Raw genomic sequence first — 25435 nt, forward strand, 5'->3', positions numbered from 1 at the left:
TCTCCGAGAAATGAAATAGAAATTATGCGCAGAAGGCGCGATCATTAGCGGCGCTTATGCCACAGGCAAATCACTTTTTGGGGCGATACACCTGTTCTTCGGTTGGAAAGGCCCGGTTGCGGACATCGGCGGCGTAGCGTTCCGCCGCCTTGCTGATCGTTTCGGCAATATTATCATAGCGCTTCACGAAGCGGGCGGTGCGTTCGAACATGCCCAGCATATCTTCGGCCACCAGCACCTGGCCGTCGCAATGCGCCGATGCGCCGATGCCGATGACGGGTATGTCGACACTGTCGGTCACGGCAATGGCGGTATCTTCCATCACGCCCTCCAGCACGACGGAAAAGGCGCCTGCGCCCGCTATGGCGCTGGCGTCGGACAGGATCTTGGCATGTTCCTCCTGGCTCTTGCCGCGCGCGCCATAGCCGCCCAGCGCATTCACGGCCTGCGGCGTCAGGCCGACATGGCCCATCACGGGTATGCCGCGCTGGGTCAGGAAGGCGACGGTATCCGCCATGGCGACGCCGCCCTCCAGCTTCACGCCCGCCGCGCCGGTTTCGGCCAGGATGCGGCTGGCGCTGGCGAAGGCCTGCTGGGGGAGGCTTCGTAGCTGCCGAACGGCATGTCGATCAGCACCAGGCTATGATAGCTCCCGCGCACGACTGCCGCGCCATGGGCGATCATCATGTCGAGCGTGACGGGCAGGGTGGAGGGCAGTCCGTAAATGACCTGACCCAGCGAATCGCCCACCAGCAACATGTCGCAATGCGGATCGAGCAGCTGCGCCTGCCGCGCGGTATAGGCGGTCAGCATCACCAGAGGTTCGGCCGTCTTCCCCTCGAACTTGCGCCGCTGGATGGCGGGCACCGTCAGGCGCTTCATCGGCGCTGGCGTGGGGGTGGCGCGACTGGTCGCCGTGTCGAGCGTATAGGTCGTGGACATGGGCAGCGCTCTACCGCAGCGCGGGGCGGCGCGCAAATGCCGGACCGGCCGGAGCGGCATGATGCGCGCGCCGGCCGGCAGGGTTTGTGTCAGAACGAGAATTTGATCGTGCCGCCCCAGGTCTGGGGATCGCCCACCTGGCCCGCGATCAGGCCGGTGTTGCCGGGCGCGACTTGCAGATTCTCGATATAGTCCACGTCGAAGGCGTTGCGGACCCAGCCGAAGACATCGAACCCGTCGCCACGGAAGCCCGCACGGAAGTTGGTCAGCGCGTAGCCCTTCACCTCGGTATAGATGGAAGGCGATGCGTTGCTGTTCCAGTGCGACCGGTAATTGCCATCGACGCCCAGATAGGCCTGGCCTTCCTTCGCCAGCAGCTTGACCGGAATATTATATTCCGCGCCGAAGGACGCGGCCCAGCGCGACACGCCGGGCAGGCGCTCGCCGGAAATATCGCACTGACGTGGGCTGAGCGCGCCCGGTACGCCCGGCTGCGAATAGTCCGGGGTCGCCGTCGCCGCCTGCAACGTGCCGCCCGACAATTCGGGCGGGCAGGGGGCGTTGGAGAATTTCTTATATTTGGCGTCGGTATAGGCGCCATTGGCATAAGCGGTGAAGCGGTCGCTGGCGACGATCTTGAAATCCGCTTCGATACCCTGCGACCGGACCTTTTCCGCGTTAGCCAGATAGCCGCGCACGGTGCCGAACTGGCCGCCGTTCACCGTCGCCTGGAAATTCTTGATGTCGGTGCGGAAGGCGGACAGGTTGAAGGTCGCCCGACGATCCCAGAACTGCGTCTTCAGGCCGATTTCATAATGATGCACGCCTTCCGGCCGCACCGTCCCGGCGTCATAGTTCACACTATTGTCGGCGTTGAGCGGCAGGCCGTTCTGGTTGATGCCCAGCGTCTTGAAGCTCTTGGCATAGGTCGCATAGGCCAGCACGTCCTGCGCGATCTTGTAGTTCACATTGAAGTCGTAGGTGAAGTTCCACGCACTGTCGGACGGCGCGCTGATCTGCGGCTGATACACGCCGCACTGCGCGGCGAGCACAGACCCGGCGGCTGGCGTCGGGGTGCAGCTGATGACCTGTCCCTGGCCGTTGGTGACGACGCGCTGGTAGAAGCCCGACTTCTTGTCGTAGTTCAGCCGCACGCCCGGCTGGATGGTCAGCGCGTCCGTCACCTTCCAGCTGAGCTGACCGAACAGTGCGGCGCTGTCGGCCTTCAGATATTGCGTGTTGCTGGCGGTCAGCCCCTGGAGGATGGCGGGGTTGGCCGCCTGCGTGCCCGTCAGGCTCCAGCGGCTGGCGTCCGCGCCCTGTTGCTCGGTGCCCTGCGTGTCGATCCGTTGCTTGAAGCCGAACAGGCCCGCGACGAAATCAATCTTCTGGCTTTCGTAATTATAGCGGAATTCCTGGCTATACTGGTCCTGCTGCGAGGGATTTTGCGAGCGGGACACGATCGACAGACCGGTGAAGTCGCGATCATTTTCCGGCTTCCAGTCCCAGAAGCGCCAGGCCGTGACAGACGTCAACGTACCGGGGCCGACATCCCATTTGATCTTGGCCGACACGCCGCCGATCTTGTTGCCTGCGTTCAGGTTGGAATCGAGGTCGCTCAACCGATCATAGGGATTGCGGCTGGGCGTCGCATAGTTGCGGCCCGGATTGGCGGCGTTGATCGCGGCGACCAGCGCGTCATATTGGCGGGTCAGCGCGCGTTGGGTGCGGCCCACACGCACGAAGGTGGTGCCGCAGCATTCCGGATCCTGCTTGCTATAGTCGCCCGACAGGGTGATGCTGAAATCGTCATTGGGCTTGAACAGCAGTTGCCCACGAATGCCCAGATTGTCCTGCTCGTTGATCCAGCGTCGGCTCGTCACATTGTAGAGCGTGCCACGACGGCTGGTGGAAGCGATGGCGACGCGGGCGGCGATCGTGTCCGACAGCGGGCCGGAAATGGCGGCCTTCGCCTGCTTGAGGTTCAGGTTGCCGACGGTCAGTTCCGCGCGGCCTTCGAAATCGAAGGTAGGCTGGTTGGTCGTGATGTTGATCGCGCCAGCCGTGGTGTTCTTGCCATAGAGCGTACCCTGTGGGCCGCGCAGCACTTCGACCTGCGCGACGTCCAGGAAGTCGAAGGTCGCGGCGGCGACGCGGCTGTTATAGACGTCGTCGACATAGATGCCCACGCCCTGTTCGAACCCGTCGCTGGTCAGGCCGAACGGCACGCCCAGGCCGCGGATGTTGACCGACGTGTTGCGCGGGTTGGTGGTGTAGACCTGCAAGGTCGGCGCAAGCTGTTGCAGCTTGACGATGTTGAAATTGCCGGTCGCTTCGATGCTGTCGCCCCGCACCACGGAAATCGCCAGCGGCACTTCCTGCGCGGTTTCCTGGCGCCGGCGGGCGGTGACGACGATCACGTCGCCGCGTGGGCTGGCCTGTTCGCCCTGGTCGGCGGCGGGGGCGGCCGCGTCCTGCGCAAAGGCATCGGGCGTGAGGAGAGAAGCGCCCGCCACGCTGGCAAGCAACAGAAAACGCGCAATCATGATAGTCCCCTTTTGGTCCGGCTGTCCGGCTGATTGTCGATCGCGGCCGCGCCGGTGTCCGGTGGGCCGCATGTCTTGGGAATGATTGTCCTGGACGGCCCACCCCATGCCGCCTTGAGCCACCCTGTGGCTCCTGACCCCTGCGCGCCGCTCAGTTCGCGGTCAGGCGCGTCTTTTCCGTCACGTCGATCTGCACCACGCGCGCGTCGTGGACGGTCAGCGTGATCGACCCGAACCGCAGCGCTTCCAACACGCCGCGCACCTTGTCGATGCTGACGGCAATGTCGGCGCGGGGGCCGTCAGGTCGCTGGCCGTCGACGCGGACCGGGCGGAGTTCGATTGGCTTATGTTCGCTCATGGACACCTCTGTTGCGCCTAATATCTCAACTTCAAAGATAGACAAAAAAGCAAATATAAGGGGCGCGCAAGTTTGTCTTGTCGCGCCCCTCCGGGGGTGAGCTTCAGGGGTGGAGCGTGGGACCGGAAACGGTGCGATCCTGCTGCGCCATCGGCAGCGCCGGGCGCATCTGCCGCATGGCGGACGCCTGTTCCTGCGCATTGTCGATCAACCGTTCGAGCAGCGATTGCCCGACCTTCCAGTCGCCCAGGCCCGACTCGGCGTTGATATGCCCGGCATAGCCCGCGTCCACGAACTGGCTGCCCCAATTCTTGCCGATGCTGTGGGCGCGTTCGAAGAAGATATAGGGGTCGTCCCGGCTGCCGACCAGGATGGAGGGGAAGGGCAGTTGCGCGCGCGGGGTGGGGCCGAAGCCGCCGATGGATTCGGGCGTTTCCATCCGGTCGCAATCGGGTGGCGCCACCAGCAGCGCGCCTGTCACCGGCCAGCCATAGGCCTGGCTCTGCAACGCCCCCCACCAGGCGACGGCCAGGCAACCCAGGCTATGCGCCGCCAATATGACCGGCGCGTTCGCTTCGCGGATCGCCGCGTCCAGCCGTGTCACCCAGGCATTGCGATTGGGGCTGGCCCAACTGCCCAGGTCCACGCGTTCGCAATCGCCGCGTGTTTCTTCCCATAATGTCTGCCAGTGGCCCGGCCCGCTATTGTTGAGGCCGGGGATGGTCAATACGACCGGCTGGCGCGCGTCACCCGAAAAACCGAATCGCTCCATGGTCTGATCCTCATCCTGTATATCGAGGCTCCGAAGATAATTCTATTTATCTGGTAGACAATAGGGAAGCGGCGAAATGTGGTGAAATCTAGGCAACTGGAAAACCGCGCGGCGGACGCGGGCCGGGCCATGGTGGCATAGCCGCCCCGGCCCGGCGCGCTGGCTTACCAGGGGTAGATAAGCCCATAATATTGATAGACGTTACGGCCATAGCCGTCGTCATAATCGGGGCGGTCCTCATTGGCGTAGCGGGGCGCATTGTCCAATAATGATTTGTTCAGATCCACGACATAGCCGCCCTGACCCGTGTCGTAAGTCAGCATCGACCAGGGCAGGGGATAATGGTCGTTCCCCATGCCCAGAAACCCGCCGAAGGACAGCACGGCATAGCGGACGTGGCCCGACACCTTGTCCACCATGAAGTTCGATATCCGGCCCAGCTTTTCGCCCTGGCGGTTATAGACGGCGGTGCCCTCGACCCGGTCGGATGCGATCAGGTCTCCATGATTTTCCATGATAGGATCAGCCATTGTCACGCTCCTGTGAGAAATGCAGCTATGATGATGCAACCATGGGGGTCCGCCGGGGTTCCCCGCTTCACCAAAAGGAGCATAGTCATGAAAATCAATCGCAGCGGTTCGGCTATCTGGGCCGGTGGCCTGAAAGACGGCAAGGGCAGCATTTCCACGCAGAGCGGCGCGCTCGATGCCTATCCCTATGGCTTTGCCACCCGGTTCGAAGGCGTGCCCGGCAGCAATCCCGAAGAACTGATCGCCGCCGCCCATGCCTCCTGTTTTTCGATGGCCCTGTCGATGATCCTGGGCGAAGCGGGCCTGACGGCGGAAAAGCTGGATACGACCGCCGTCGTGACGCTGGAAAAGCTGGACGACGGCTTTGCCGTCACGGCCAGCAAGCTGACGCTGAAAGCCACCATCCCCGGCGCCGACGATGCGACCTTCCAGGAACTGGCGGCCAAGGCGAAAGCGAACTGCCCGATTTCCAAGCTGTTGAAGGCCGATATCAGCCTGGACGCTGAACTACTGAACTAACCGTGCCCGGCGGCCGAGCATATGCTCGCGCCAGGCGATGGTCAGTCCGCTCGTCACGATGAGGCCGGCGCCGATCCATGTGGTCGACGTCGGCCAGTCACCCCATAGGGCGAGGCCTAGCAGGGTCGTCCACAGGATCGTGCTATAATCCATCGGCAGCACCACCGACACCGGCGCCCAGCGCAGCGCGCCCGTCAGGCATAATTGCGCGATGCCGCCGGAAATGCCGATCACCAGCAGCAGGCTCCATGCGGTCAGGTCGTGCGCCTGACCCACAAAGAGCATGGCGATGCCCAGCGGCGGCATGGACAGCAGGGTGAACCAGAAGACGATGACCCCGGCCGGTTCGGTGCGGCTGAGCGCGCGCAGCACCAGGCTGATGGTGGCGGTCACGATTGCGCCGCCCACCGCGGTCGCCACGCCAGCGACAGGCACATCGATGCCGCCAGCCGGACGCAACATGGTCATCACGCCGACAAACCCCAGCAGAACCGCGCCCCACCGCCATATTCCGGTTCTTTCCCGCAGGATCAGTGCCGACAGGATGGTGCCGAAAATCGGCATGGTAAAGCCGATGGCGGTCGCCTCCGCCGGGGGTAGCAGGATATAGGACAGGAAATTGAGGACCATGCCGGTCAGGCCCATGACCATGCGGCTGGCATGGGCGCCGATGCGGCTGGTGCGGATGCCGCCGACGCCGCTGCTATACACGATCCAGCCGAAGATCACGGGCAGAGCCAGCGCCTGTCGGTAGAAGAGCGATTCAAGCACATGCACGCCATGGTCCGACGCGAGCCGCACGGTGATGAACATGATGGACATGCACAGCACGGCGATCAGGCGCAGGCCGATGGCATAGAGCGGACGGTTTTCGCGCGGCGCAGCCGGAACGGCGGCCGGAGAGGAAGAAGGGGCGGTGGCGGTCACGCCCCCGCCCTTAACCCGGTTGCGCCGGGACGCAACCGGCGTCCGATTATTTCACCGGCTTGCGGAATTTCAGCGTCATGCGGTCGCTTTCGCCGATCGCGAGATATTTGTCCTTGTCGACATCCTTCTGCGACAGGGTGGGCGGCAGGGTCCAGACGCCCTTGGGCCAATCGGCCGTGTCCTTGGGATTGGCGTTCACCTCCGACGCGCCGACATATTCGAAACCGGCGGCCTGCGCGATGCGACGAATGGTCGAGACTTTCAGATAGCCGCTGCTCTTTTCCAGCGCCGTGTCGCGATTTTCGGGCAGGCGATGATCGACCACGCCCAGTGTGCCGCCGGGCTTGAGCATGTCGAAGAACGCCTTGAACGTCGCGGCTTCGCTGCCGGCCATGACCATATTGTGGACGTTGCGGAACGTCAGCACCGTGTCGACGCTGCCCTTGGGGATCGCGCTCGCCTCTTCGGGATAGGCGACGACTTTCACCTTGTCATACACGGTCGGCTTCGCGGCGAGGAAGGTCTTGTAACCGTCCAGCCCGCGACCGGTGGGCTGCAATGCGTAGAAGGTGCCCTTGCCGCGCAGCAGCGGCGCCAGGATTTCGCTGTACCAGCCACCGCTCGGCGCATATTCCACAACTGTCTGACTCGGTGTCACGCCGAAGAAGGCGAGCGTCTGGGCGGGGTGGCGATAGGCGTCGCGCGCCACATTTTTGGGCGTACGGCTGGGGGCGGCGACCGCGCTGGCGATGGCGGCGTCGGCCTTGGGCGCGCCAGCCTGTTTCTTCGCAGGCTGCGCCGGGGCGGCAGCGATCGGCAGGATGACGGCGGCGGCGGCAAGCAGGGGGGCTAGGCGCATCGGGCACTCCTCTAAGGTCGTGATTATGGCGTCCGATGTGCCCGCTATGGGCCTGCCTGACAAGCGCTTCCTGCGCCGTCAGAATACGCCGATCAGCCGGAAGCCGGTCTTGAGACGGGAACCCACGCCTTGGGGCCGTTCCGCGCCTGTCGCCTATTTTTAAAGACAGGCTTCCAGGAACGGCTGATCGAAACCGAACATGCGCGCCTTGTCCAGCGTATAGGGGCGCAGGCCCATCGAGCGATATTCGCCGATGATCTTCCCGCTGTCGTCCTCGTCATGATATTCGAACTTGAACAGTTCCTGGGTGACGATGACGTCGCCTTCCATGCCGATGACTTCGGTCACGTTGGTGACGCGGCGCGACCCGTCGCGCAGGCGCTTTACCTGCACGATCAAGTCGACCGAATTGGCGATCTGCTTGGAAATGGCTTCCTTCGGGATCTTGATGTCGCCCATCAGGATCATGTTTTCCATACGGCCCAGGCATTCGCGGGGCGAGTTGCTGTGCAGCGTACACATGGACCCGTCGTGGCCGGTGTTCATGGCGGCGAGCAAATCGAAACATTCCGCGCCACGAATTTCGCCCAGGATGATGCGATCCGGCCGCATACGCAGGGCGTTCTTGACGAGGTCGCCGATCGTGATCGCGCCTTGCCCTTCCAGGTTGGGCGGGCGGGTTTCCAGCGGCAACCAGTGCGGCTGTTGCAGACGCAGTTCGGCCGCGTCTTCGATCGTCAGCACGCGCTCGCCCGGGTCGATCATCTTCGATAGGGCGTTGAGCATCGTCGTCTTGCCCGAACCCGTGCCGCCCGAAATGACGATGTTGAACCGACACGCGCCTGCGATCTTCAGCGCGGTCGCCATCTTCGGCGACATCGCCCCCCAATTGGCCAGCATGTCGATGGTAATCGGTTTGGCCGAAAATTTACGGATGGAAATCGCCGTGCCTTTAAGGCTGAGGGGCGGCACGATCACGTTGACGCGGGAACCGTCGGGCAGGCGGGCGTCGGCCAGCGGCGTGGTCTGGTCGACGCGGCGGCCGACCTTGTTCACAATGCGCTGGGCGATCTGGAACAGATGTTCTTCGTCGCGGAACTTGATCGGGGCAATGACCAGCTTGCCCTTTTTTTCGATATAGGTCTGTTCCGGCCCGTTCACCATGATGTCGGTGATGTCCGGATCGTTCAGCAACTCTTCCAGCGGACCAAGGCCCAACAGTTCGTCCACCAGCACCTTTTCCAGCGCGAACTGCTCGCGGCGGTTGAGGGTCAGTTTGAGTTCGGCCAGCACTTCCATGATGATCGGGCGGAATTCTTCCGCCAGTTCATCCTTGGTCAGCGTCGCTGCGGCTTCCGGATCGACCCGCTCCAGCAGGCGCGGCAGCACCTGTTCCTTGATCTTGTGGACGCTGGCTTCGAAACCCTGCGGTCCCGCATCAGGCAGATGTTCGGCATTGGCGCGATCGGACAGGCGCGCCATGGCATCGGCGTTGCGCTGCATCTGGCTGGTCGGCGCGGACAAGGGATCGAACGCCACTTCGCCCGGCAGGGATGCGATGTCCAGCGGCGGGAACTGGTCACCGCCGCGTTCTTCCTCCCGCGGCCCGCCGCCCTGCATCGGGCGGGCAACGCCAAAGCCGGACTTGATGCCGGCGGGTCCATTTTTCCGTCCAAAGGCGCTCATACTTCTCCGCCACTCTGTCGCGATCGGCGTGCATAGCCCCGAAAGCGTCGATCCAATCTGGTTGAAGACGGTGAATAGGATGGAAACTTTGACAAATGGCTAATGGCGCGGAAAGCTAATCATCCTCGCGAAATGCCCTTCTACCGAGATGGCTTGCGTCCAGTTACGCGGCGTTAACCATTATGGTCGATAGCCAACCCAAGTTTTGGGGAAATTTGCGCGCCATGCCGACCCTGTCGATCGTCGTTCCCGTCCATAATGAGCAGGATGTCATATCCCTGTTCCTCGACGCCGCGCGCCCTGCGGTGGCGAAGGCCTTGGCGCTGATCGGACCGGATGCGCGCGCCGAATATCTGTTCGTCGACGATGGCAGTTCGGACCGCACCGCCGACATCGTGTCGATCCTCGCGCGGCTGAACCCGGACGTGCGCTGCCTGTCCCTCTCGCGCAATTTCGGCAAGGAAGCGGCGCTGGCGGCGGGCATCGACCATGCGGTCGGCGACGCCGTCATCCCGATCGACGTTGATCTGCAAGACCCGCCGGACGTCATCGTCGCCATGGTGCGCGCCTGGCTCGCCGGGGCGCAGGTGGTCAACGCCCGCCGCATCGACCGGTCGAGCGACGGCTGGTTCAAGCGCTGGAGCGCGCATGGATTCTATCGCATCCTCAATCGCCTGTCCGACTATCCCATTCCGGAAAATGTCGGCGATTTTCGCCTGCTCGACCGGCAGGCCGTGGATGTCATCAAGCAATTGGGCGAGCAGGCCCGCTTCAACAAGGGCCTGTTTTCCTGGATCGGCTTTCGCGTCGCAACGGTCGATTATGTCCGCGCCGTGCGCGGCGCTGGCACGACGAAATGGCGGCTGGGCAAGCTCTGGTCGCTGGCGATCGACGGCATCACCGCATCGACCACCATGCCGCTGCGCATCTGGTCCTATGTCGGCGGCGGCATCGCGCTATTGGCCTTCGCCTATGCGGCCTTCCTGGTCGCCCATACGATCGTGACCGGCGTGGATGTGCCGGGCTATGCGTCGATCATGGTCGCGGTGCTGATGCTGGGCGGCCTGAACCTGCTCAGCCTGGGCATCGTCGGCGAATATCTCGGCCGGGTCGCGCGGGAAGTGCGCCAGAGGCCGCTCTACATCGTTGCTACGGATTCTGTCGCACCGATGGCGCGCCCGCTTCATAAGGAACAGGACGAATGGACCGATCAGCCTATGCGAGCATGAGCGCGCAGGAGGGCGGCCATTGGTGGTTCGTCGCCCGGCGCGCGATATTGGACGGGCTGATCCGCAACCGGATCGCACCCGGCAAAGGCGCGCGTATCCTGGAGGCAGGATGCGGCACCGGCGGCAACCTGGCGATGCTGGCCCGTCACGGGTCGGTCGATGCGCTGGAATATGACGCCCAGGCCCGCGCCCTGGCCCAGGCGCAGGGCGTCGGCCGGGTCGAGCCGGGCATGTTGCCCGACCGGATCGGCTTCGACGGCGCGCATTATGATCTGATCGCGCTGCTCGACGTGCTGGAACATGTGGAGCAGGACCGCGCGTCCCTCGCTGCGCTGCGCGCACGGCTCGCGCCGGGGGGCGGATATTGCTGACCGTCCCGGCCGTGCCATGGCTCTGGTCGGACCATGACGTACTGCATCATCACAAGCGGCGCTACACGCTGGCGGGATTGCGCGAGGCGGCGCAGGCCGCCGGGCTGAAGGTCGAGAGCATCGGCTATTTCAACAGCCTGCTATTCCCCTTGGCCATGACGATGCGCACCATGCACCGGTTGCTGCGCCGGACCGCGCCGCTCGACGCCAGGCCGTCCGCACCGGTCAACGCCCTGTTGCAGCGCATCTTCGGATGGGAGCGGCATCTTCTGGGCCGTGTGCGTTTTCCGATCGGCCTGTCGCTCTACGCCATATTATCGGACTGACGGATCTTCGGGATGATACCATGACCCATCCCAACAGCGCGGCGGTTCGGCGGGACGGACCTGAGCGGGCGCGGTAGGGCGGACCAGCGCGGGCATGGCGGACAAGGGCGCGACATAGGAATCGATCGGGAAATCCCCGAAATTCTGTCGCCACGCCTTGAAGATGCTGCACCGCACCTCCGGCGCGGGCGGATGCACCAGCGCGCGGCGGATTTCCGCCAGCCCGGTGATGGACCCGATCGCGAGCAGCCCGATCAACAGGCGACGCGTCGCCGGCTCCCCCAACAACGCATCGGCCACCATGATCGCCAGGATCGTCAGCGCGCAGATCGACCCGCGCATCATCATGTCGATCGACGATCCGATCTGAACGAAAGGAATGACGAGCAGCCAGACCGTCACGAGCGCCAGCGTGTCCCGCCCGAAGCGCACGCTGCGCGCCATCAGCGCCAGCGGCGCGATATAAACCAGTATTTCTAGCAGTTCGAAAATGCCCCATTGCAATGGCACGATCGTCTGCGCCCGCATCCCGACATTGTTCCCGGCGGCCGCGAGATACAGCAGGCCGGGGACCGCGATCAGGCTCGCCAGCGCGGGTAGGGCAATGTCGGGTACGCGCAGGCTGCGTTGATACAGGGTGCGAACCCCTGCCAGCAGGGCGAAAGGCATGGCGCCGATCAGCCCCAGCGGCGACCAGAGCGCCGTCAGCGGCAACAGCGCCAGCGCCGCGCCTAAAGGAATTTTCCCCGCGCGCCAGAGCAGGAAGGACAGTGCCCCGATCCACCCCGATATCGCATGGTTGGGCACCCAGAAGGCGAGGGTAACGGTGGACGAATATTGCAGGCCCGACCAGTTTTCCAGATGATCGGACAGGCCGCCATGGATGAGCAGGCGGCCCAGCACGTCGAGGCCGGAAAAGACCATGAAGACGAACAACGCCACCGCCTTGGCGCGCCGGGTTTCGAACAGGGTGGTCAGCAGCGCCAATATCGCGCCCAGCATCAGGCTGTTCTGCACGAGCAAGGCCAGATCGGCAGCGCGCGCACCGGCGATCTTGCCGATCAGCGCCGGCGCCAGGAACATGCCGACCGGCGCGCGCAGCACTTCGGGTTCGGCCCGCATATAGACGAAGGGCCAGGGGTAGGCGCTCATGTCGCGGAGCGCGGCGAAGCGGACCTGCCAGTCGATATTGGCGTAGAAGAAACGCCCTTCGCCACCCAGCATCAGGATAGCGCCTGCGAGGCCGATGCAGAGTAGGAGTGTAGCGACAGTGGGTCCGGTATAGGATCGCGCCGTGCGCGCGATTGCTGCGCACAACCCGGCGATCAGGATAGCGCCCAGCCCATAGGCCCATAGCGGCGCGATATCCAGAAAGCGCCAAAGCAGCAACTGTCCGACGCCGAGCCAGGCCGCGATCGCTGCGATCAGCCAGCCCCCCGGAACCGGACGGGCGAGCAGGGTGGGGCGGCCAGGCGGGGTTTTGGCGATCGGCGTTTCGGCCAGGGACGGCGGGGTTGGGGGCTGGGCGCGCATGCCGTCAGTCATGGCAAAGAAAAGGGGCGCGGAAAGCGCCCCTCATCTTATGGCGTCCAAAGCGCCATAATATCGGCTCGCCGGTCAGCCGGCCTTTTCGGCCAGCACCGTCAGGCCCTTTTCATTGACCTCGGCAAAGCCGCCTTCGACCGGGATGATTTCCGCCGCGGCGCCCGCCGAAGCGAAGATCTGGATGCTGCCATCGCGGACCGTCGACATGAAGGGCGCATGGCCTTCCAGCACGCCGAAGTCGCCATCGGTGCCGGGCACCACGACCTGCCAGACCTCCATCGAGCGGACCAGCTTTTCGGGGGTTACGAGTTCGAAATGCAGTGCCATTTTACGTTTCCTTAGCCCCTCCCTTTCAGGGGAGGGGTTGGGGTGGGTCGATTGCGAAGCAATCGCGCGCAACTTTGCGGGATAGGCTGACGCGCGTTTCGCTCGCGACCCATCCCTTGACCCCCTCCCTAAGAAGGGAGGGGAAATGTTGGCAGCTTACGCCGCTTCGGCGGCCAGCTTCTTGGCCTTTTCGATGGCCTCGTCGATGCCGCCGACCATGTAGAAGGCGTTTTCGGGCAGATGGTCATATTCGCCATCCACGACCGCCTTGAACGACTTGACCGTGTCTTCCACCGCGACGAATTTGCCGCTGATGCCGGTGAAGACTTCGGCGACGTGGAAGGGCTGCGACAGGAACTTCTGGATCTTGCGCGCGCGGGCGACGGTCAGCTTGTCCTCTTCCGACAGCTCGTCCATGCCCAGGATCGCGATGATGTCCTGCAACGACTTGTATTTCTGCAGGATCGACTGGACCGCGCGGGCGGTGTCATAATGTTCCTGGCCCACGGTGCGCGGCTCCAGCACGCGGCTGGTGGAGTCGAGCGGATCGACCGCCGGGTAGATCCCCAGTTCCGAAATGGCGCGGTTGAGAACGGTCGTCGCATCCAGATGCGCGAACGAGGTCGCAGGCGCCGGATCGGTCAAATCGTCTGCGGGAACGTAGACGGCCTGCACCGAGGTGATCGACCCCTTGTGCGTGGAGGTGATGCGTTCCTGCAACTGGCCCATGTCGGTCGACAGGGTCGGCTGATAGCCCACGGCCGAAGGAATACGGCCGAGCAGAGCGGACACTTCCGCGCCCGCCTGCGTGAAGCGGAAGATGTTGTCGACGAAGAACAGCACGTCCTGATTTTCGACGTCGCGGAAATATTCGGCGATGGTCAGGCCCGACAGGGCGACGCGGGCGCGGGCGCCCGGCGGCTCGTTCATCTGGCCATAGACCAGCGCAACCTTCGACCCTTCGCTGATGGCGTTGCCATCGGCGTCCTTGGCGATGACGCCGGCGTCCAGGAATTCGTGATACAGGTCGTTACCCTCGCGGGTCCGCTCACCGACGCCCGCGAACACCGACGTGCCGCCATGGCCCTTGGCGATGTTGTTGATCAGTTCCTGGATCAGAACCGTCTTGCCTACGCCCGCGCCGCCGAACAGGCCGATCTTGCCGCCCTTGGCATAGGGGGCGAGAAGGTCGATGACCTTGATGCCGGTGACCAGGATCGAGCTTTCGGTCGACTGTTCGACGAACTCGGGCGCCTTGGCATGGATGGGCGAGCGCAGTTCGGTCTGCACCGGACCACGTTCGTCGATAGGCTCGCCGATGACGTTCAGGATGCGGCCGAGCGTGGCCGGGCCGACGGGCACGACGATCTGCGCGCCGGTGTCGGTGACTTCCTGCCCACGGGTCAGGCCGTCGGTCGAGTCCATCGCGATCGTGCGGACGGTGTTCTCACCCAGATGCTGGGCGACTTCCAGCACCAGGCGCTGGCCGTTGTTGCTGGTTTCCAGCGCGGAAAGAATTGCGGGGAGCGCATCGGGGAAGGTCACGTCGACGACGGCGCCGATGACCTGCGAAATGCGGCCTACATTGTTGGTGGTTGCCATGACTTATGTCCTTGCCTGCACTTAAAGGGCTTCGGCGCCCGAGATGATTTCGACGAGTTCCGTGGTGATCGCGGCCTGGCGGCTGCGGTTATACTGGATGGTCAGCTTGCTGATCAGGTCGCCGGCGTTGCGCGTGGCGTTGTCCATCGCGGTCATCGACGCGCCCTGTTCTGATGCGTTGTTTTCCAGCAGCGCCTTGAATAGCTGGATCGCGACGTTGCGCGGCAACAGATCGTCCAGGATCGCTTCCTCGCTCGGTTCGAACTCGACCGTGGCGGGGATGGCGTTGCGGTCGGCGTCCGCAGGGATCTTGACCGGAATGATCTGCTGCTCGGTCGGGATCTGCGCCAGGGCCGACTTGAAGCGTGAGTAGAAGAGATGCGCGACATCGAACTTGCCGTTCAGATACATCTCGCTCAATTCGTGCGCGATCGCCTGCGCCTGGTCGTAACCGGGCTGCTTGGTCCCCGTCGTATCATATTGCGCGACGATGCTGCCGGGATACATGCGGTTGATGACCGGACGACCCTTGCGACCGATCAGGTAGAATTTGACCGTCTTGCCAGCCTTGATCAGTTCGTCGGCCTTCAGCCGCGCGGCCTTGACGATGTTGGCGTTGAACGCGCCTGCCAGACCACGGTCGGAGTTGGCGACGACCAGCAGGTGCACGTCGTCCTTGCCGGTGCCCGCCAGCAAGGGGGAGGCGCCTTCGCCCGTACCACCGGCGATCTTGGACGCCAGCGAGGCGACGACCGCTTCCAGCCGCTGGCTGTAGGGACGCGCGGCTTCTGCCGCGGCCTGCGCCTTGCGCAGCTTCGCGGCGGCGACCATCTGCTTCGCCTTGGTGATCTTCTGGGTCGATTTGACCGACCCGATGCGGATCTTCAGTTCTTTGAGGCTAGCCATCACGACCCCTTCAGTTCGTCATCCCGACCTGCGCCGGGATGACGAAGACTATATTATGCGAACGTCTTGCCGAAGCTGTCGAGCGCGGCCTTCAGCTTGCTCTTCGCATCGTCGCCCAGATCCTTGCTGTGACGGATCGCGGTCAGCACTTCGGGGTGGTCGTGACGCAGATAGGCGAGCATCAGCTCTTCATACCGGGTCACGTCCTTGACGGCGACGTTGTCAAGATAGCCGTTGGTGCCCGCGAAGATCGACGCGGTCTGATCTTCGAACGGCAGGGGCGAGAACTGGCCTTGCTTGAGCAGCTCGGTCAGGCGCGCACCACGGTTCAGCAGCTTCTGCGTCGACGCGTCGAGGTCCGAACCGAACTGGGCGAAGGCCGCCATTTCGCGATACTGGGCCAGCTCCAGCTTGATCGAGCCGGACACCTTCTTCATCGCCTTGGTCTGCGCGGCGGAGCCGACGCGCGACACCGAGAGGCCGACGTTGATGGCCGGACGGATGCCCTGGTAGAAGAGGTTGGTTTCCAGGAAGATCTGGCCGTCGGTGATCGAAATCACGTTGGTCGGGATGTAGGCGGACACGTCGCCCGCCTGCGTCTCGATGATCGGCAGCGCGGTCAGCGACCCGGAGCCGTTTTCCTTGTTCATCTTCGCAGCGCGTTCCAGCAGGCGGCTGTGCAGATAGAAGACGTCGCCCGGATAAGCTTCACGGCCCGGAGGACGACGCAGCAGCAGCGACATCTGGCGATAGGCTACGGCCTGCTTCGACAGATCGTCATAGACGATGACGGCGTGCATGCCGTTGTCGCGGAAATATTCGCCCATGGTCACGCCGGTATAGGGGGCGAGATACTGGAGCGGCGCGGGCTCCGAAGCGGTCGCGGCGACGACGATCGAATATTCCATCGCGCCATTTTCTTCGAGCTGCTTGACGATCTGCGCGACGGTCGAGCGCTTCTGGCCGATCGCGACGTAGATGCAGTAGAGCTTCTTGCTCTCGTCATCGCCAGCATTCGCGGTCTTCTGGTTGATGAAGGTGTCGATCGCGACGGCGGTCTTGCCGGTCTGGCGATCGCCGATGATGAGTTCGCGCTGGCCACGGCCGACGGGGACGAGGGTGTCGATCGCCTTGAGGCCGGTCTGCACGGGTTCGTGGACCGAAGTGCGCGGGATGATGCCGGGCGCCTTGCGCTCGACGCGCATGCGCTGGTCGGACACGATCGGACCCTTGCCGTCGATCGGGTTGCCCAGGCCGTCCACGACGCGACCCAGCAGGCCCTTGCCCACGGGCACGTCCACGATGGTGCCGGTGCGCTTGACGGTGTCGCCTTCCTTGATCTCGCTGTCCGAGCCAAAGATCACGACGCCGACATTGTCGGCTTCCAGGTTCAGCGCCATGCCCTGCACGCCGTTGGCGAACTCGACCATTTCGCCCGCCTGGACGTTGTCGAGGCCATGGACGCGGGCGATGCCGTCACCCACGGTCAGCACGGAACCGACTTCGCTGACCTGCGCTTCGGTGCCGAAATTGGCGATCTGGTCCTTGATGACCTTCGAAATTTCTGCGGCGTTGATATCCATGACTTAGCCTTTCATCGCCTGGGCGAGCGTATTCAAACGGGTGCGGATGGAGCTGTCGATCATCTGGCTGCCGATCTTGACGACCAGCCCGCCCAGGATCGCGGGGTCGACCTTTGCGTCGAGCGTCACTTCGCGGCCGACGCGCGCCTTGAGGCTGCGGGTCAGCGCGGCGATCTGATCGGCGTCGAGCGGATGGGCGCTCGTCACCTGCGCGCGCGCTTCGCCCTTGTGATTCGACAGCAGCGTTTCATAGGCGCGGATGACGGCGGGCAACTGCCCCAGTCGACGGTTCTGGGCGAGGACGCCCAGGAATTTCGTCGTCAGCGCATCGGTCCCCATGGAGGATGCGACGGCGGCGATCGTCTTACCGCTTGCGTCCCGGCTCAACACCGGGCTGTTGATCAAGCCCTTGAAATCGGGGGACTGGGCAATTGCCGCCTTCAACCCGGCCAGGCTGTCCGCCACCGTGTCGAGTGCATTTGCGTCGCGGGCCAGATCGAACAGCGCCACCGCGTAGCGGCCGCTGAGGCTAGCCTGAATGCCGCTGTTAATCTCCACGCGCCTGCCGTCCTCCGTTGATTTGCGGGTCATGCAAAAAGAGGGCGCGGTCAAATCCGTCCCGAGCCCCTGTTGCCCGGCCGGTTAGCAGCGCGATTATGACTATGCAAGTCATGTGACGCGATTCCAGCAATAGTGTGAAATCGCGCCTATTTGCCTGAGTATTTCCGCCGCGACGAATCGGTTATGGCGTGGGATCGGTCGGGGCCAAACGGCCCTTCTGGCAATGATAGACGATCCGTTCATTGGGCTGGGCCGGAAGCAACGCTGTCACGTCGCTTTGGAACGTCGCGATCCGCGACAGCAGGTCGCTATCGCTACCGCATCCTTTGATAGGCCCCTTGCCAGCGCCTTCTTTGAGCAGCGCCCGCGCCTTGTCCATTGTGTCGATATCCGGCAGCCAGCGCTGGACGCGCAGCACACCGGTGGCCGGATCGAACTGGTTGCTGGTCACATAATTGGCCTCGTCGGGCAGGCTCATGCGCTGCCATGTCGTGCCGGACGCCACATATTGGGTGTTGCCATTGACGCATCCGCCATCGGCCCAGTTCAGGCCGATATCATTGGGCTGCGACACGGTAAGGCGGCTGCGCGCCAGATCGACCTTGCAGAGATTCTCCCCGCTCCAGGCAAAGGCGCCGTTGCCCACCACGCCCTTGTCGGCAGGCAGCTTGGCCCGCTCGTCGATATCCGCGAAGCTGGGGCGCAGGAAGAAGAGGCCGAGCGCCGACAGCAGCAGCACGCCGCCCCCGGCCAGGAACCATGTCGCCTGCTTTTCCTTGCCCTGATTGTAGAACAGGCCGCCCGCGCCCAGGCCCAGCACGGCGAGCGCCAGCAGCACGGCGGCCCCGGCCATGGCGTTTTCGCGGGCGGTGATGATGTCGCGTTCCGCCGCGTCTCTGGCGCGGGTCATCTGCTGTTCGCGCGCGTCTGCGCTCGCGCGGCTTTTCTGCTCGGTCGCCTGCGATTCGCGCTGGGTGATGGCTGCTTCGGCGGCGTCCGCCTCCGCCATCGACCGGCAGGGAACGACGGTGTGCAGCGACGACACGCCCGCCTGACGCAGGAAGGAGGCGACTTCGCGCCACGATACGGCGAATCCGAACTCCGCGTCATTGCCGTCCGACACCGACCCGAAACTGTTGACGCCCAGCACACGGCCGCAATCGTCGATCAGTGGCCCGCCGCTGTTCCCGGCCGCCAGCGGCGCGGTGTGCAGCAGCGTGTCGAAACTGCGACTCGCCCGGCCGGACGAGATGTTGCCGCTGGTCTTCACCGTCGCCAGCGGTTCGACCAACTGCTTGAGGCCCAGGCCCTGCGCCCGATCTACCGTGCCGGGATAGCCGATCGCGGTCACATGCTGCCCGTCGCTCACCGCGCCCGCGTAGAAGGTGCTGACCGGCAGCGATCCTTCCTCCAACTGGATGAGGGCCAGGTCGTTGCCCGGCGAATAGGCGATGATTCGCCCGCCATAGGTCTTCGTGCCTTCGGACGGGATGACGCCGATGACGAGATTCTTCTCCTCGCGCGCCAGTTCAACGACATGGGCGTTGGTCAGCACCTTGTCCGGCGCGACGGCAAAGCCGCTGCCATGGCCCACGAAATAGGCGTCGGACCCATCCGTCGCGACCAGCGCGACACGCACCACGCCCCGCGCGGCAGAGGCGATATCCTGCTGCTCGGCATGCAGGGACGCAGGCACGCCGAGGGCGAGCGCGAAGGCAAGGGCAGGGGCGAAGCGGCGAAATAGGGCGACCATAGATGCGCGCATACATATTGGAAGGCGCGCTTGGTGCAATCGGGAAATGCCGTGCCGACTTTTGAAAGCAAGGCGCGGGAAGCATGGTCAATCGCGTGCGTCTATCGCATAGGCATGAACCAGATGACCCGCCTGAAACCCGCCAATAGCCTTGATGCACCGGGCATGCCGGACGACGATGCCTGCTGGGCCGCCTTCGTCGCGCGGGACCGGGCGATGGACGGTCGCTTCGTGGGCTGTGTCGCGACGACCGGCATCTATTGCAAGCCAAGCTGCGCGGCGCGCCACCCCCGGCGCGAGAATATGACCTTCCTGTCCGATCCTGCGGCGGCGCGCGCGGCGGGCTTTCGTGCCTGCCTGCGCTGCCATCCCGATGACGTCGGGCGCGATCGGCTGGCGGTCGCGGCGGCGGTCGCCTTCATCGAGGGGGCGGAGGACACGCCCCGGCTCGACGCGATCGCCGCCCATGCCGGCTATGCCCCGCATCATTTCCATCGCCTGTTCAAGCGGGAGACGGGCCTGACCCCCGCCGCCTTCGCGCGCGGCGTGCGTGCGGCGCGCCTGAAGGACGCGCTGGCGCATGACGGCCGCGTAACCGACGCTATCTACGAGGCGGGCTATAACGCCCCCAGCCGCGCCTATGCCGACGCGCAGGCCCATCTGGGCATGACGCCCAGCGCGTGGCGGGATGGCGGGCGCGGCGTCACGATTCGCTGGCGCACCGTGCAAAGCAGCCTGGGTCCGCTACTGGTCGCCGCGACGCACAAGGGATTGTGCCGCATCAGCTTCGGCGAGAATGAAGCGGACCTGCGCGCTCGCTTTCCTCGCGCCGACCTGACCCCAGCCGATGCGACGCTGGACATGCTGGCGGCGCGGGTCGCCGCGCTGGTGGACGATCCTGCATCGGGCGCGGACCTGCCGACCGACATACGTGGCACGGCGTTCCAGCAGGCGGTGTGGGCCGCCCTGCGCGCCATCCCGCCGGGCGAGACGCGCAGCTATGGCGACATCGCCGCTGCGATCGGTCGCCCCGGCGCGGTGCGGGCGGCGGGCACGGCCTGTGGCGGCAACACTCTGGCGGTGCTCATACCCTGCCATCGCGTCGTGCGCGGCGACGGCGGCCTGGGCGGTTATGCCTGGGGCGTGGACAGGAAACAGGCGCTGCTCGCGCGGGAAAAGGACAAGTGACGGAGATTGTGTCTTTTCATCCGCCCCGCGCTCCGCCACCTTGCCACCGGGGATAGCGGAAGGGGTAAGCGCGGACGATGCGATTGTGGTTGAAGGCGCTGGCCGGGTTCGGCCTGGCGATCGCGAACATGGGCACGGCGCAGGCGGCCTGGTGGCAGGCGCAGACGCGGCATTTCACCGTCTATAGCGAAGGCAGGGACGAAACGCTGCGCGACTTTGCGGAGCAGCTGGAGAAGTTCGATTTCCTGCTGCGCCGCCTGACCGGCGTCACCAGCCCCGATCAGGGCAGCCCGGTGAAGGTCTATCTCCTGTCGAGCGAGGCCAAGGTCAAGGAACTGGCCCGCAATCCCAATATCGCCGGCTATTACACCACCTCCGATCGCAGCGCTTATGCGTTCCTGGCGCGCGGCGCGAAGACCAGCAAGTTCGACATGGGCGCCGAAGAGGTGCTGTTCCACGAATATACCCATCATTTCATGCTGCACCATTTCCCGGCCGCCTATCCGGCTTGGTATGTGGAGGGGTTCGCGGAATTTTTCTCGGTCGTGAATTTCCCCAAGGACGGGTCGATCCAGTTCGCCAAGGTGCCGATGGCGCGGGTGCCGGGGCTGGTGCTGGGCCAGCCCTATCCGCTCAAGCAATTGATGTCCCGCACGACGGAGGGGCTGAACCTCAAGGATGGCGACCGCTATTATGGCACCGCCTGGCTGCTGACCCATTATTATTTCCAGAACAAGAATGCGCAGACGGCCGGCATGACCCGCTATCTGAACGACCTGGCGCAGGGGAAGAAGGATGTGCAGCCGGACAGCTATTTCGAAGGTGGGCTGGACGGACTGGAAAAGGAACTGAAGGCCTATATGCGTAAGCGCCTGATGATGTCCGTCATCAAGCCGCAGGAAATGACGATCGGCACGATCGCCGTCACGCCGCTTGATCCGGCGCAAGGCGCGCTGGTGGAGGATGAACTCCACCTCATCCATCGGCCGAAGAAGGAAGAGATTCCCGGCCTGGTCACGTCGATCCGCGCCAAGACCGCCAAATATCCTGACAGCGCCTATGCGCTGGCGCTTCTGGCGGAAGCGGAATGGGATGCCGAGCAGGGAGAGGCGGCGCTGGCGGACGCCGATCGCGCCATCGCGATCGATCCCAAATCCTCCCGCGCCTATGCCGTGCGCGCGGAAGCTTTGCTCCAGCGCGCCCATGACAGCGACAAGGCGGAGGATTGGAAGGCCGCGCTGACATCCATCGTCCGCGCCAATCGTGCCGATACCGAAGATCCGGTGCCGCTTGCGCTCTTCTACCGCTATCATGCCATGCGTGGCGGCAAGATGCCGGACATCGGCTATGACGGCCTGTACAAGGCGTTCAGCCTGTTGCCGCAAAATCCCAGCTACCGGTTCCAGATCGCCCATGCGATGGCCAGTCGCGGGGACTATGCGGCGGCGTCGGTCCTGCTCGATCCGATCGCCTTTTCGCCGCACGGATCGGATATGCGGCAGGCGGCCATCAGGATGAAGGAAGGCCTTGACGCGCAGGCGGCTAAGCAGAAGGACGCGTCTCCGGCTCGAAATCCCGCACCCGCGCCATAACGGCGGCACGCGCCGCTTCCGTCATGCTGCGCCAATGCACGATCTCCTCGATCGTCCGGCCACAACCGGTGCAAATCTTTCGCTCGCGGTCGAGCGAACAGAGATTGCGACATGGACTGACGAGGGGCCTGTCCATCACATGAAGCTGTAGGGATCGATGTCCACCGCGACGCGGGTCCCCGATTTCCAGGCCAGATTGCCCAGCCATTCGCGAATCGCCGCCTGAATGTCGATATTACGGTTGGCGTGGATCAGCAGGCGGTGGCGATGCCGCCCACGTAGGACGGACAGCGGCGCAGGCGCAGGGCCATAGACGCGCATCCCTTCGATCACCGGCGCCGACTTGCCGATCAGCCGCGCGATCTGCGCCGCTTCGTCGGCATTCTCGCTCGATATGATGATCGCGGCGAAACGGCCGAAGGGCGGGGCGTTGGCGCGCCGCCGGTTCTCCGTCTCCACCGCATAGAATCGCTCGGTGTCGCCCTCGATCAGCGATTCGATGACCTCGCTGGTCGGCATGCGCGTCTGGATGAACACCTTGCCCGGCTTCTCCCCGCGCCCGGCGCGCCCCGCCACCTGCACGATCTGCTGGAATGTCCGCTCCGCGGCGCGAAGGTCGCCGCCCTCCAGCCCCAGGTCCGCGTCGATCACCCCCACCAGAGTCAGGTTGGGGAAATGATAGCCCTTAGTGACCAACTGGGTGCCCACGATGATGTCGATGTCGCCGGCCTCCACCGACTTCACGAAATCGGCCACGCGGGCGGGGGACGACAGCGTGTCCGATGTCGCGATGGCGGTGCGCGCCTGCGGCCACAGCGCCTTCACCTCGTCCGCGATCCGCTCGACGCCGGGGCCGCAGGCGACCAGGCTGTCCTCTTCCTTGCAGTCGGGGCAGCGGCGCGGGGCGGGCACGACATGACCGCAATGATGGCAGGCGAGGCGATGGGTCAGCCGATGCTCGACCATCCAGGCGGTGCAATTGGGGCATTGGAAGCGATAGCCGCAATGGCGGCACAGCGTCAGCGGCGCATAGCCGCGCCGGTTGAGGAACAGCAGGCTCTGCTCGCCCTTCGCCATCACTTCGTCGATCGCCTTGACCAGCGGCGGCGCGATCCAGCGGCCGCGTTCGGGCGGGTCGGTCAGCAGGTTGATGCCCTCGATCGTGGGCATTTCCGCCCCGCCATAGCGTGAGGGCAGCTTGATCTCCGCATAGCGGCCCAGTTCCACCTGATGCCGCGTCTCGATGGCGGGCGTGGCGGACGCCAGGATGACCGGGAATTTCTCGATGAGGCCGCGCATCACCGCCACGTCGCGGGCATGATAATGGACGCCGTCCTCCTGCTTGAAGCTCGCCTCATGCGCTTCATCCACGACGATGAGGCCGAGGTTGGGATAGGGCAGGAACAAAGCCGATCGCGCGCCCACCACCACCTGCGCCTGGCCGCTGGCGATGGCGCGCCAGGCCCGCCGCCGCTCGCTCTGGCGCAGGCCGCTATGCCAGTTGACCGGCACCGTCCCGAACCGCTTCTCGAACCGCTCCAGAAACGGTTCGGTCAGCGCGATTTCGGGCAGCAGCACCAGCACTTGCCGATCCGCCCGGATCGCCGCCGCGATCGCTTCGAAATAGACCTCCGTCTTCCCCGACCCGGTGACGCCGTCCAGCAAAAAGGGCGCGAAGTCATGCGCCCGTACCGCGTCCGCCATCTGCTCCGCCGCGCTGGTCTGCGCGTCCGACAGCACGGGCTGGGCATGGCCGGGATCGGGCATGGGGAAGGGGGTGTCGACGCTGACCTCGATCGCCTGGAAGATATCCTGCTTGATGAGGCCGCGAATCACCGCGTCGCTCACCCCGCCGATCATCGCCAGTTCGCGGATCAGGCCCTGCCGCTCGCCGATCCGCTCCAGCGCCTGGGCGCGCTGCTCCGTCATCCGCTCGGGCACCGCGCCGGTCGCCTTATATTCGATCACGGTCCGCGTCCCCTCCAGCGCGGCCATGGACGACAGGGCCATGCGCAGCACGGCCGCCGGGGGCGCCAGATAATAATCCGCCGTCCACTCGATCAGCCGCCGCAGCGGTTCGGGCAGCGGCGGGGCATCCACCACCTCCAGCAGGTTGCGCAGCCGATTGTCGCCCACCGTCTCGATGTCGGGGAAGCTGTCTTCCTCCCACACCACGCCGATCAGCTGGCGCGGCCCCAGCGGCGCGACGACGATGCTGCCGGGCTGCACCGGCATGCCGTGTGGCACGCGATAGTCGAGCGGGCCAAGGGCGGCGTTGAGGATCAGGACACGGGCGCGGGACATTGCGCCCATGTAGGACAGGCTAGCCCTAAGACGCTATAGCGCCACGCAACGAATCACTTTTTTGCGCAAAGGGCTGCCCAGTGAAATTCTTCGTCGACACCGCCGACACCGCCGATATCCGCGATCTGGCCGCCACCGGCCTGCTGGATGGCGTGACCACCAACCCGTCGCTGATCGCCAAGTCGGGCCGCAAATTCCTGGAAGTGGTGGAGGAAATCTGCGGCATCGTGGACGGTCCCGTCTCCGCCGAAGTCGTCGCCCTCGACCATGCGACGATGATGAAGGAAGCCGAAGTCCTGCGGAAGATCGCCGACAATGTCTGCATCAAGGTGCCCCTGACGATCGACGGCCTCAAGACCTGCAAGGCGCTGACCGACGACGGTGCGATGGTCAACGTGACCCTGTGCTTCTCCGCCAACCAGGCGCTCCTTGCTGCGAAGGCGGGCGCGTCCTTCATCTCGCCCTTCGTCGGTCGTCATGACGACAATGGGTTCGACGGCATGGCGCTGATCGCCGACATCCGCCTCATCTACGACAATTATGGTTTCGACACCGAAATCCTGGTCGCGTCCGTCCGCCATCCCATCCATGTGCTGGAAGCGGCCCGCATCGGCGCGGACGTGATGACCGCGCCGCCTTCGGTCATCAAGATGCTGTCCAAGCATGTGCTGACCGACAAGGGCCTGGAAGGCTTCGCCGCCGACTGGGCGAAGACCGGCCAGAGCATCCTCTGATCTCAAAGCGTTTTCCAACCAGACGGAATCGTCTGCTGGTTAAAAAAAACGCGTTGTATCAAATAACTGGAGCAGATTTCGAGCCGATGTAATCGGATCGGAATTTGCTCTACGGATCATGGCGGGGGAATTTACCCGCCACGATCCGTTTCCAGCGCCTGCAACCGCCATATCCCGTTGAACGACAGCCATACGGGCGATAGCGGCGCGATATCGATGTCCAGCATCGCCTCGGCCGATATCCTGATTGCCTGGGGAATGCCCTGGATCATTTC

General features: G+C 64.3%; 22 protein-coding genes and 2 pseudogenes. 6 read left to right on the forward strand and 18 right to left on the reverse strand.

All coding sequences use genetic code 11. From position 1 onward, the window contains the following. Positions 1 to 70 precede the first annotated feature (70 nt). The 5 genes and pseudogenes from panB to U5A82_RS08970 all read right to left on the reverse strand — a co-directional run bounded on the left by panB (position 71) and on the right by U5A82_RS08970 (position 5148). A pseudogene (gene panB / locus U5A82_RS08950) lies at positions 71 to 942 on the reverse strand (3-methyl-2-oxobutanoate hydroxymethyltransferase). Positions 943 to 1031: 89 nt separating this feature from the next. Next, entirely contained in the window at positions 1032 to 3488 is a 2457-nt protein-coding gene (locus U5A82_RS08955) for a TonB-dependent receptor (protein WP_326290242.1), read from the reverse strand. Between the two features lie 151 nt (positions 3489 to 3639). After that, on the reverse strand, positions 3640 to 3846 hold the full coding sequence (locus tag U5A82_RS08960) for a YezD family protein (protein WP_326290244.1): 207 nt from the start codon (positions 3844 to 3846) through the stop codon (positions 3640 to 3642). Positions 3847 to 3949: 103 nt separating this feature from the next. Beyond that, on the reverse strand, positions 3950 to 4618 hold the full coding sequence (locus U5A82_RS08965; RefSeq protein ID WP_326290246.1) for an RBBP9/YdeN family alpha/beta hydrolase: 669 nt from the start codon (positions 4616 to 4618) through the stop codon (positions 3950 to 3952). Between the two features lie 164 nt (positions 4619 to 4782). Next, positions 4783 to 5148: a PRC-barrel domain-containing protein gene (locus U5A82_RS08970; RefSeq protein ID WP_326290248.1), complete on the reverse strand. Its 366-nt coding sequence runs from the start codon at positions 5146 to 5148 to the stop codon at positions 4783 to 4785. A gap of 87 nt (positions 5149 to 5235) precedes the next feature. Here U5A82_RS08970 and U5A82_RS08975 point away from each other — a divergent pair, with 87 nt between their 5' ends. Next, complete coding sequence (locus U5A82_RS08975) at positions 5236 to 5667, forward strand: OsmC family protein (protein ID WP_326290250.1); 432 nt, start codon at positions 5236 to 5238, stop codon at positions 5665 to 5667. On the opposite strand, the gene U5A82_RS08980 is transcribed toward U5A82_RS08975, so the two are convergent. The 3 genes from U5A82_RS08980 to U5A82_RS08990 form a co-directional block, all read right to left on the reverse strand. Continuing rightward, complete coding sequence (locus tag U5A82_RS08980) at positions 5656 to 6594, reverse strand: DMT family transporter (protein WP_326290251.1); 939 nt, start codon at positions 6592 to 6594, stop codon at positions 5656 to 5658. The genes U5A82_RS08975 and U5A82_RS08980 overlap by 12 nt on opposite strands. A 46-nt stretch (positions 6595 to 6640) precedes the next feature. Further along, on the reverse strand, positions 6641 to 7453 hold the full coding sequence (locus U5A82_RS08985) for a class I SAM-dependent methyltransferase (protein ID WP_326290252.1): 813 nt from the start codon (positions 7451 to 7453) through the stop codon (positions 6641 to 6643). Positions 7454 to 7612: 159 nt separating this feature from the next. Further along, the gene (locus U5A82_RS08990; RefSeq protein ID WP_326290254.1) at positions 7613 to 9139 is read right to left on the reverse strand and encodes a TadA family conjugal transfer-associated ATPase; all 1527 of its coding nucleotides are present in this window, start codon (positions 9137 to 9139) and stop codon (positions 7613 to 7615) included. A 224-nt stretch (positions 9140 to 9363) separates the two neighbouring features. On the opposite strand from U5A82_RS08990, the gene U5A82_RS08995 reads away from it, so the two are divergent. Both U5A82_RS08995 and U5A82_RS09000 read left to right on the forward strand, forming a co-directional pair. Continuing rightward, the gene (locus U5A82_RS08995; RefSeq protein WP_326290255.1) at positions 9364 to 10368 is read left to right on the forward strand and encodes a glycosyltransferase family 2 protein; all 1005 of its coding nucleotides are present in this window, start codon (positions 9364 to 9366) and stop codon (positions 10366 to 10368) included. Then, positions 10341 to 11065: pseudogene (locus tag U5A82_RS09000) on the forward strand (class I SAM-dependent methyltransferase). Before U5A82_RS08995 ends, U5A82_RS09000 begins: the two are co-directional and overlap by 28 nt. Here U5A82_RS09000 and U5A82_RS09005 read toward each other — a convergent pair. The 7 genes from U5A82_RS09005 to U5A82_RS09035 all read right to left on the reverse strand — a co-directional run bounded on the left by U5A82_RS09005 (position 11054) and on the right by U5A82_RS09035 (position 19342). After that, entirely contained in the window at positions 11054 to 12598 is a 1545-nt protein-coding gene (locus U5A82_RS09005; RefSeq protein WP_326290256.1) for a hypothetical protein, read from the reverse strand. The pseudogene U5A82_RS09000 and the gene U5A82_RS09005 sit on opposite strands and share 12 nt — an antisense overlap. 84 nt (positions 12599 to 12682) lie before the next feature. Next, positions 12683 to 12937, reverse strand: coding sequence for an ATP synthase F1 subunit epsilon (locus U5A82_RS09010; RefSeq protein ID WP_326290257.1), 255 nt, complete (start codon positions 12935 to 12937; stop codon positions 12683 to 12685). A 156-nt stretch (positions 12938 to 13093) separates the two neighbouring features. Then, a complete protein-coding gene (gene atpD, locus U5A82_RS09015; RefSeq protein ID WP_326290258.1) occupies positions 13094 to 14539 on the reverse strand; it encodes a F0F1 ATP synthase subunit beta in 1446 nt (481 codons plus the stop codon). 21 nt (positions 14540 to 14560) lie between these two features. Continuing rightward, entirely contained in the window at positions 14561 to 15445 is an 885-nt protein-coding gene (locus U5A82_RS09020) for a F0F1 ATP synthase subunit gamma (protein WP_326290259.1), read from the reverse strand. A gap of 53 nt (positions 15446 to 15498) precedes the next feature. Then, positions 15499 to 17028: a F0F1 ATP synthase subunit alpha gene (gene atpA / locus U5A82_RS09025; RefSeq protein ID WP_326290261.1), complete on the reverse strand. Its 1530-nt coding sequence runs from the start codon at positions 17026 to 17028 to the stop codon at positions 15499 to 15501. Positions 17029 to 17031: 3 nt separating this feature from the next. Next, positions 17032 to 17586: a F0F1 ATP synthase subunit delta gene (locus U5A82_RS09030; RefSeq protein ID WP_326290263.1), complete on the reverse strand. Its 555-nt coding sequence runs from the start codon at positions 17584 to 17586 to the stop codon at positions 17032 to 17034. Between the two features lie 184 nt (positions 17587 to 17770). Then, a complete protein-coding gene (locus U5A82_RS09035) occupies positions 17771 to 19342 on the reverse strand; it encodes a S1C family serine protease (protein WP_326290265.1) in 1572 nt (523 codons plus the stop codon). A 114-nt stretch (positions 19343 to 19456) separates the two neighbouring features. Between U5A82_RS09035 and ada the strand changes: the two genes are divergently transcribed. Beyond that, complete coding sequence (gene ada, locus U5A82_RS09040; protein ID WP_326292892.1) at positions 19457 to 20530, forward strand: bifunctional DNA-binding transcriptional regulator/O6-methylguanine-DNA methyltransferase Ada; 1074 nt, start codon at positions 19457 to 19459, stop codon at positions 20528 to 20530. A 77-nt stretch (positions 20531 to 20607) separates the two neighbouring features. After that, positions 20608 to 22122 (forward strand): tetratricopeptide repeat protein, encoded by a 1515-nt coding sequence (locus U5A82_RS09045; protein ID WP_326290266.1) that lies wholly within the window; start codon positions 20608 to 20610, stop codon positions 22120 to 22122. On the opposite strand, the gene U5A82_RS09050 is transcribed toward U5A82_RS09045, so the two are convergent. Beyond that, entirely contained in the window at positions 22073 to 22330 is a 258-nt protein-coding gene (locus U5A82_RS09050) for a DUF1289 domain-containing protein (protein ID WP_326290268.1), read from the reverse strand. The genes U5A82_RS09045 and U5A82_RS09050 overlap by 50 nt on opposite strands. Continuing rightward, positions 22258 to 24426: a primosomal protein N' gene (locus tag U5A82_RS09055; protein WP_326290270.1), complete on the reverse strand. Its 2169-nt coding sequence runs from the start codon at positions 24424 to 24426 to the stop codon at positions 22258 to 22260. Before U5A82_RS09055 ends, U5A82_RS09050 begins: the two co-directional genes overlap by 73 nt. A gap of 80 nt (positions 24427 to 24506) precedes the next feature. Here U5A82_RS09055 and fsa point away from each other — a divergent pair, with 80 nt between their 5' ends. After that, on the forward strand, positions 24507 to 25160 hold the full coding sequence (fsa, locus tag U5A82_RS09060; protein ID WP_326290272.1) for a fructose-6-phosphate aldolase: 654 nt from the start codon (positions 24507 to 24509) through the stop codon (positions 25158 to 25160). Positions 25161 to 25291: 131 nt separating this feature from the next. Here the strand turns inward: fsa and U5A82_RS09065 are convergent, their stop codons facing one another. Beyond that, a complete protein-coding gene (locus U5A82_RS09065) occupies positions 25292 to 25432 on the reverse strand; it encodes a hypothetical protein (RefSeq protein WP_326290274.1) in 141 nt (46 codons plus the stop codon). Between the last annotated feature and the right edge of the window lie 3 nt (positions 25433 to 25435).

The organism is Sphingobium sp. CR2-8, from assembly GCF_035818615.1.
Taxonomy (GTDB): Bacteria; Pseudomonadota; Alphaproteobacteria; order Sphingomonadales; family Sphingomonadaceae; genus Sphingobium.

What these genes read in the sequence shown, in the direction of transcription:
- U5A82_RS08955 (WP_326290242.1), bottom strand. Translation starts at nt 3,488, where the DNA reads ATGATTGCGCGTTTTCTGTTGCTTGCCAGCGTGGCGGGCGCTTCTCTC.
- U5A82_RS08960 (WP_326290244.1), bottom strand. Translation starts at nt 3,846, where the DNA reads ATGAGCGAACATAAGCCAATCGAACTCCGCCCGGTCCGCGTCGACGGC.
- U5A82_RS08965 (WP_326290246.1), bottom strand. Translation starts at nt 4,618, where the DNA reads ATGGAGCGATTCGGTTTTTCGGGTGACGCGCGCCAGCCGGTCGTATTG.
- U5A82_RS08970 (WP_326290248.1), bottom strand. Translation starts at nt 5,148, where the DNA reads ATGGCTGATCCTATCATGGAAAATCATGGAGACCTGATCGCATCCGAC.
- U5A82_RS08975 (WP_326290250.1), top strand. Translation starts at nt 5,236, where the DNA reads ATGAAAATCAATCGCAGCGGTTCGGCTATCTGGGCCGGTGGCCTGAAA.
- U5A82_RS08985 (WP_326290252.1), bottom strand. Translation starts at nt 7,453, where the DNA reads ATGCGCCTAGCCCCCCTGCTTGCCGCCGCCGCCGTCATCCTGCCGATC.
- U5A82_RS08990 (WP_326290254.1), bottom strand. Translation starts at nt 9,139, where the DNA reads ATGAGCGCCTTTGGACGGAAAAATGGACCCGCCGGCATCAAGTCCGGC.
- U5A82_RS08995 (WP_326290255.1), top strand. Translation starts at nt 9,364, where the DNA reads ATGCCGACCCTGTCGATCGTCGTTCCCGTCCATAATGAGCAGGATGTC.
- U5A82_RS09005 (WP_326290256.1), bottom strand. Translation starts at nt 12,598, where the DNA reads ATGCGCGCCCAGCCCCCAACCCCGCCGTCCCTGGCCGAAACGCCGATC.
- U5A82_RS09010 (WP_326290257.1), bottom strand. Translation starts at nt 12,937, where the DNA reads ATGGCACTGCATTTCGAACTCGTAACCCCCGAAAAGCTGGTCCGCTCG.
- atpD (WP_326290258.1), bottom strand. Translation starts at nt 14,539, where the DNA reads ATGGCAACCACCAACAATGTAGGCCGCATTTCGCAGGTCATCGGCGCC.
- U5A82_RS09020 (WP_326290259.1), bottom strand. Translation starts at nt 15,445, where the DNA reads ATGGCTAGCCTCAAAGAACTGAAGATCCGCATCGGGTCGGTCAAATCG.
- atpA (WP_326290261.1), bottom strand. Translation starts at nt 17,028, where the DNA reads ATGGATATCAACGCCGCAGAAATTTCGAAGGTCATCAAGGACCAGATC.
- U5A82_RS09035 (WP_326290265.1), bottom strand. Translation starts at nt 19,342, where the DNA reads ATGGTCGCCCTATTTCGCCGCTTCGCCCCTGCCCTTGCCTTCGCGCTC.
- ada (WP_326292892.1), top strand. Translation starts at nt 19,457, where the DNA reads ATGAACCAGATGACCCGCCTGAAACCCGCCAATAGCCTTGATGCACCG.
- U5A82_RS09045 (WP_326290266.1), top strand. Translation starts at nt 20,608, where the DNA reads ATGCGATTGTGGTTGAAGGCGCTGGCCGGGTTCGGCCTGGCGATCGCG.
- U5A82_RS09050 (WP_326290268.1), bottom strand. Translation starts at nt 22,330, where the DNA reads ATGGCTGGGCAATCTGGCCTGGAAATCGGGGACCCGCGTCGCGGTGGA.
- U5A82_RS09055 (WP_326290270.1), bottom strand. Translation starts at nt 24,426, where the DNA reads ATGTCCCGCGCCCGTGTCCTGATCCTCAACGCCGCCCTTGGCCCGCTC.
- U5A82_RS09065 (WP_326290274.1), bottom strand. Translation starts at nt 25,432, where the DNA reads ATGATCCAGGGCATTCCCCAGGCAATCAGGATATCGGCCGAGGCGATG.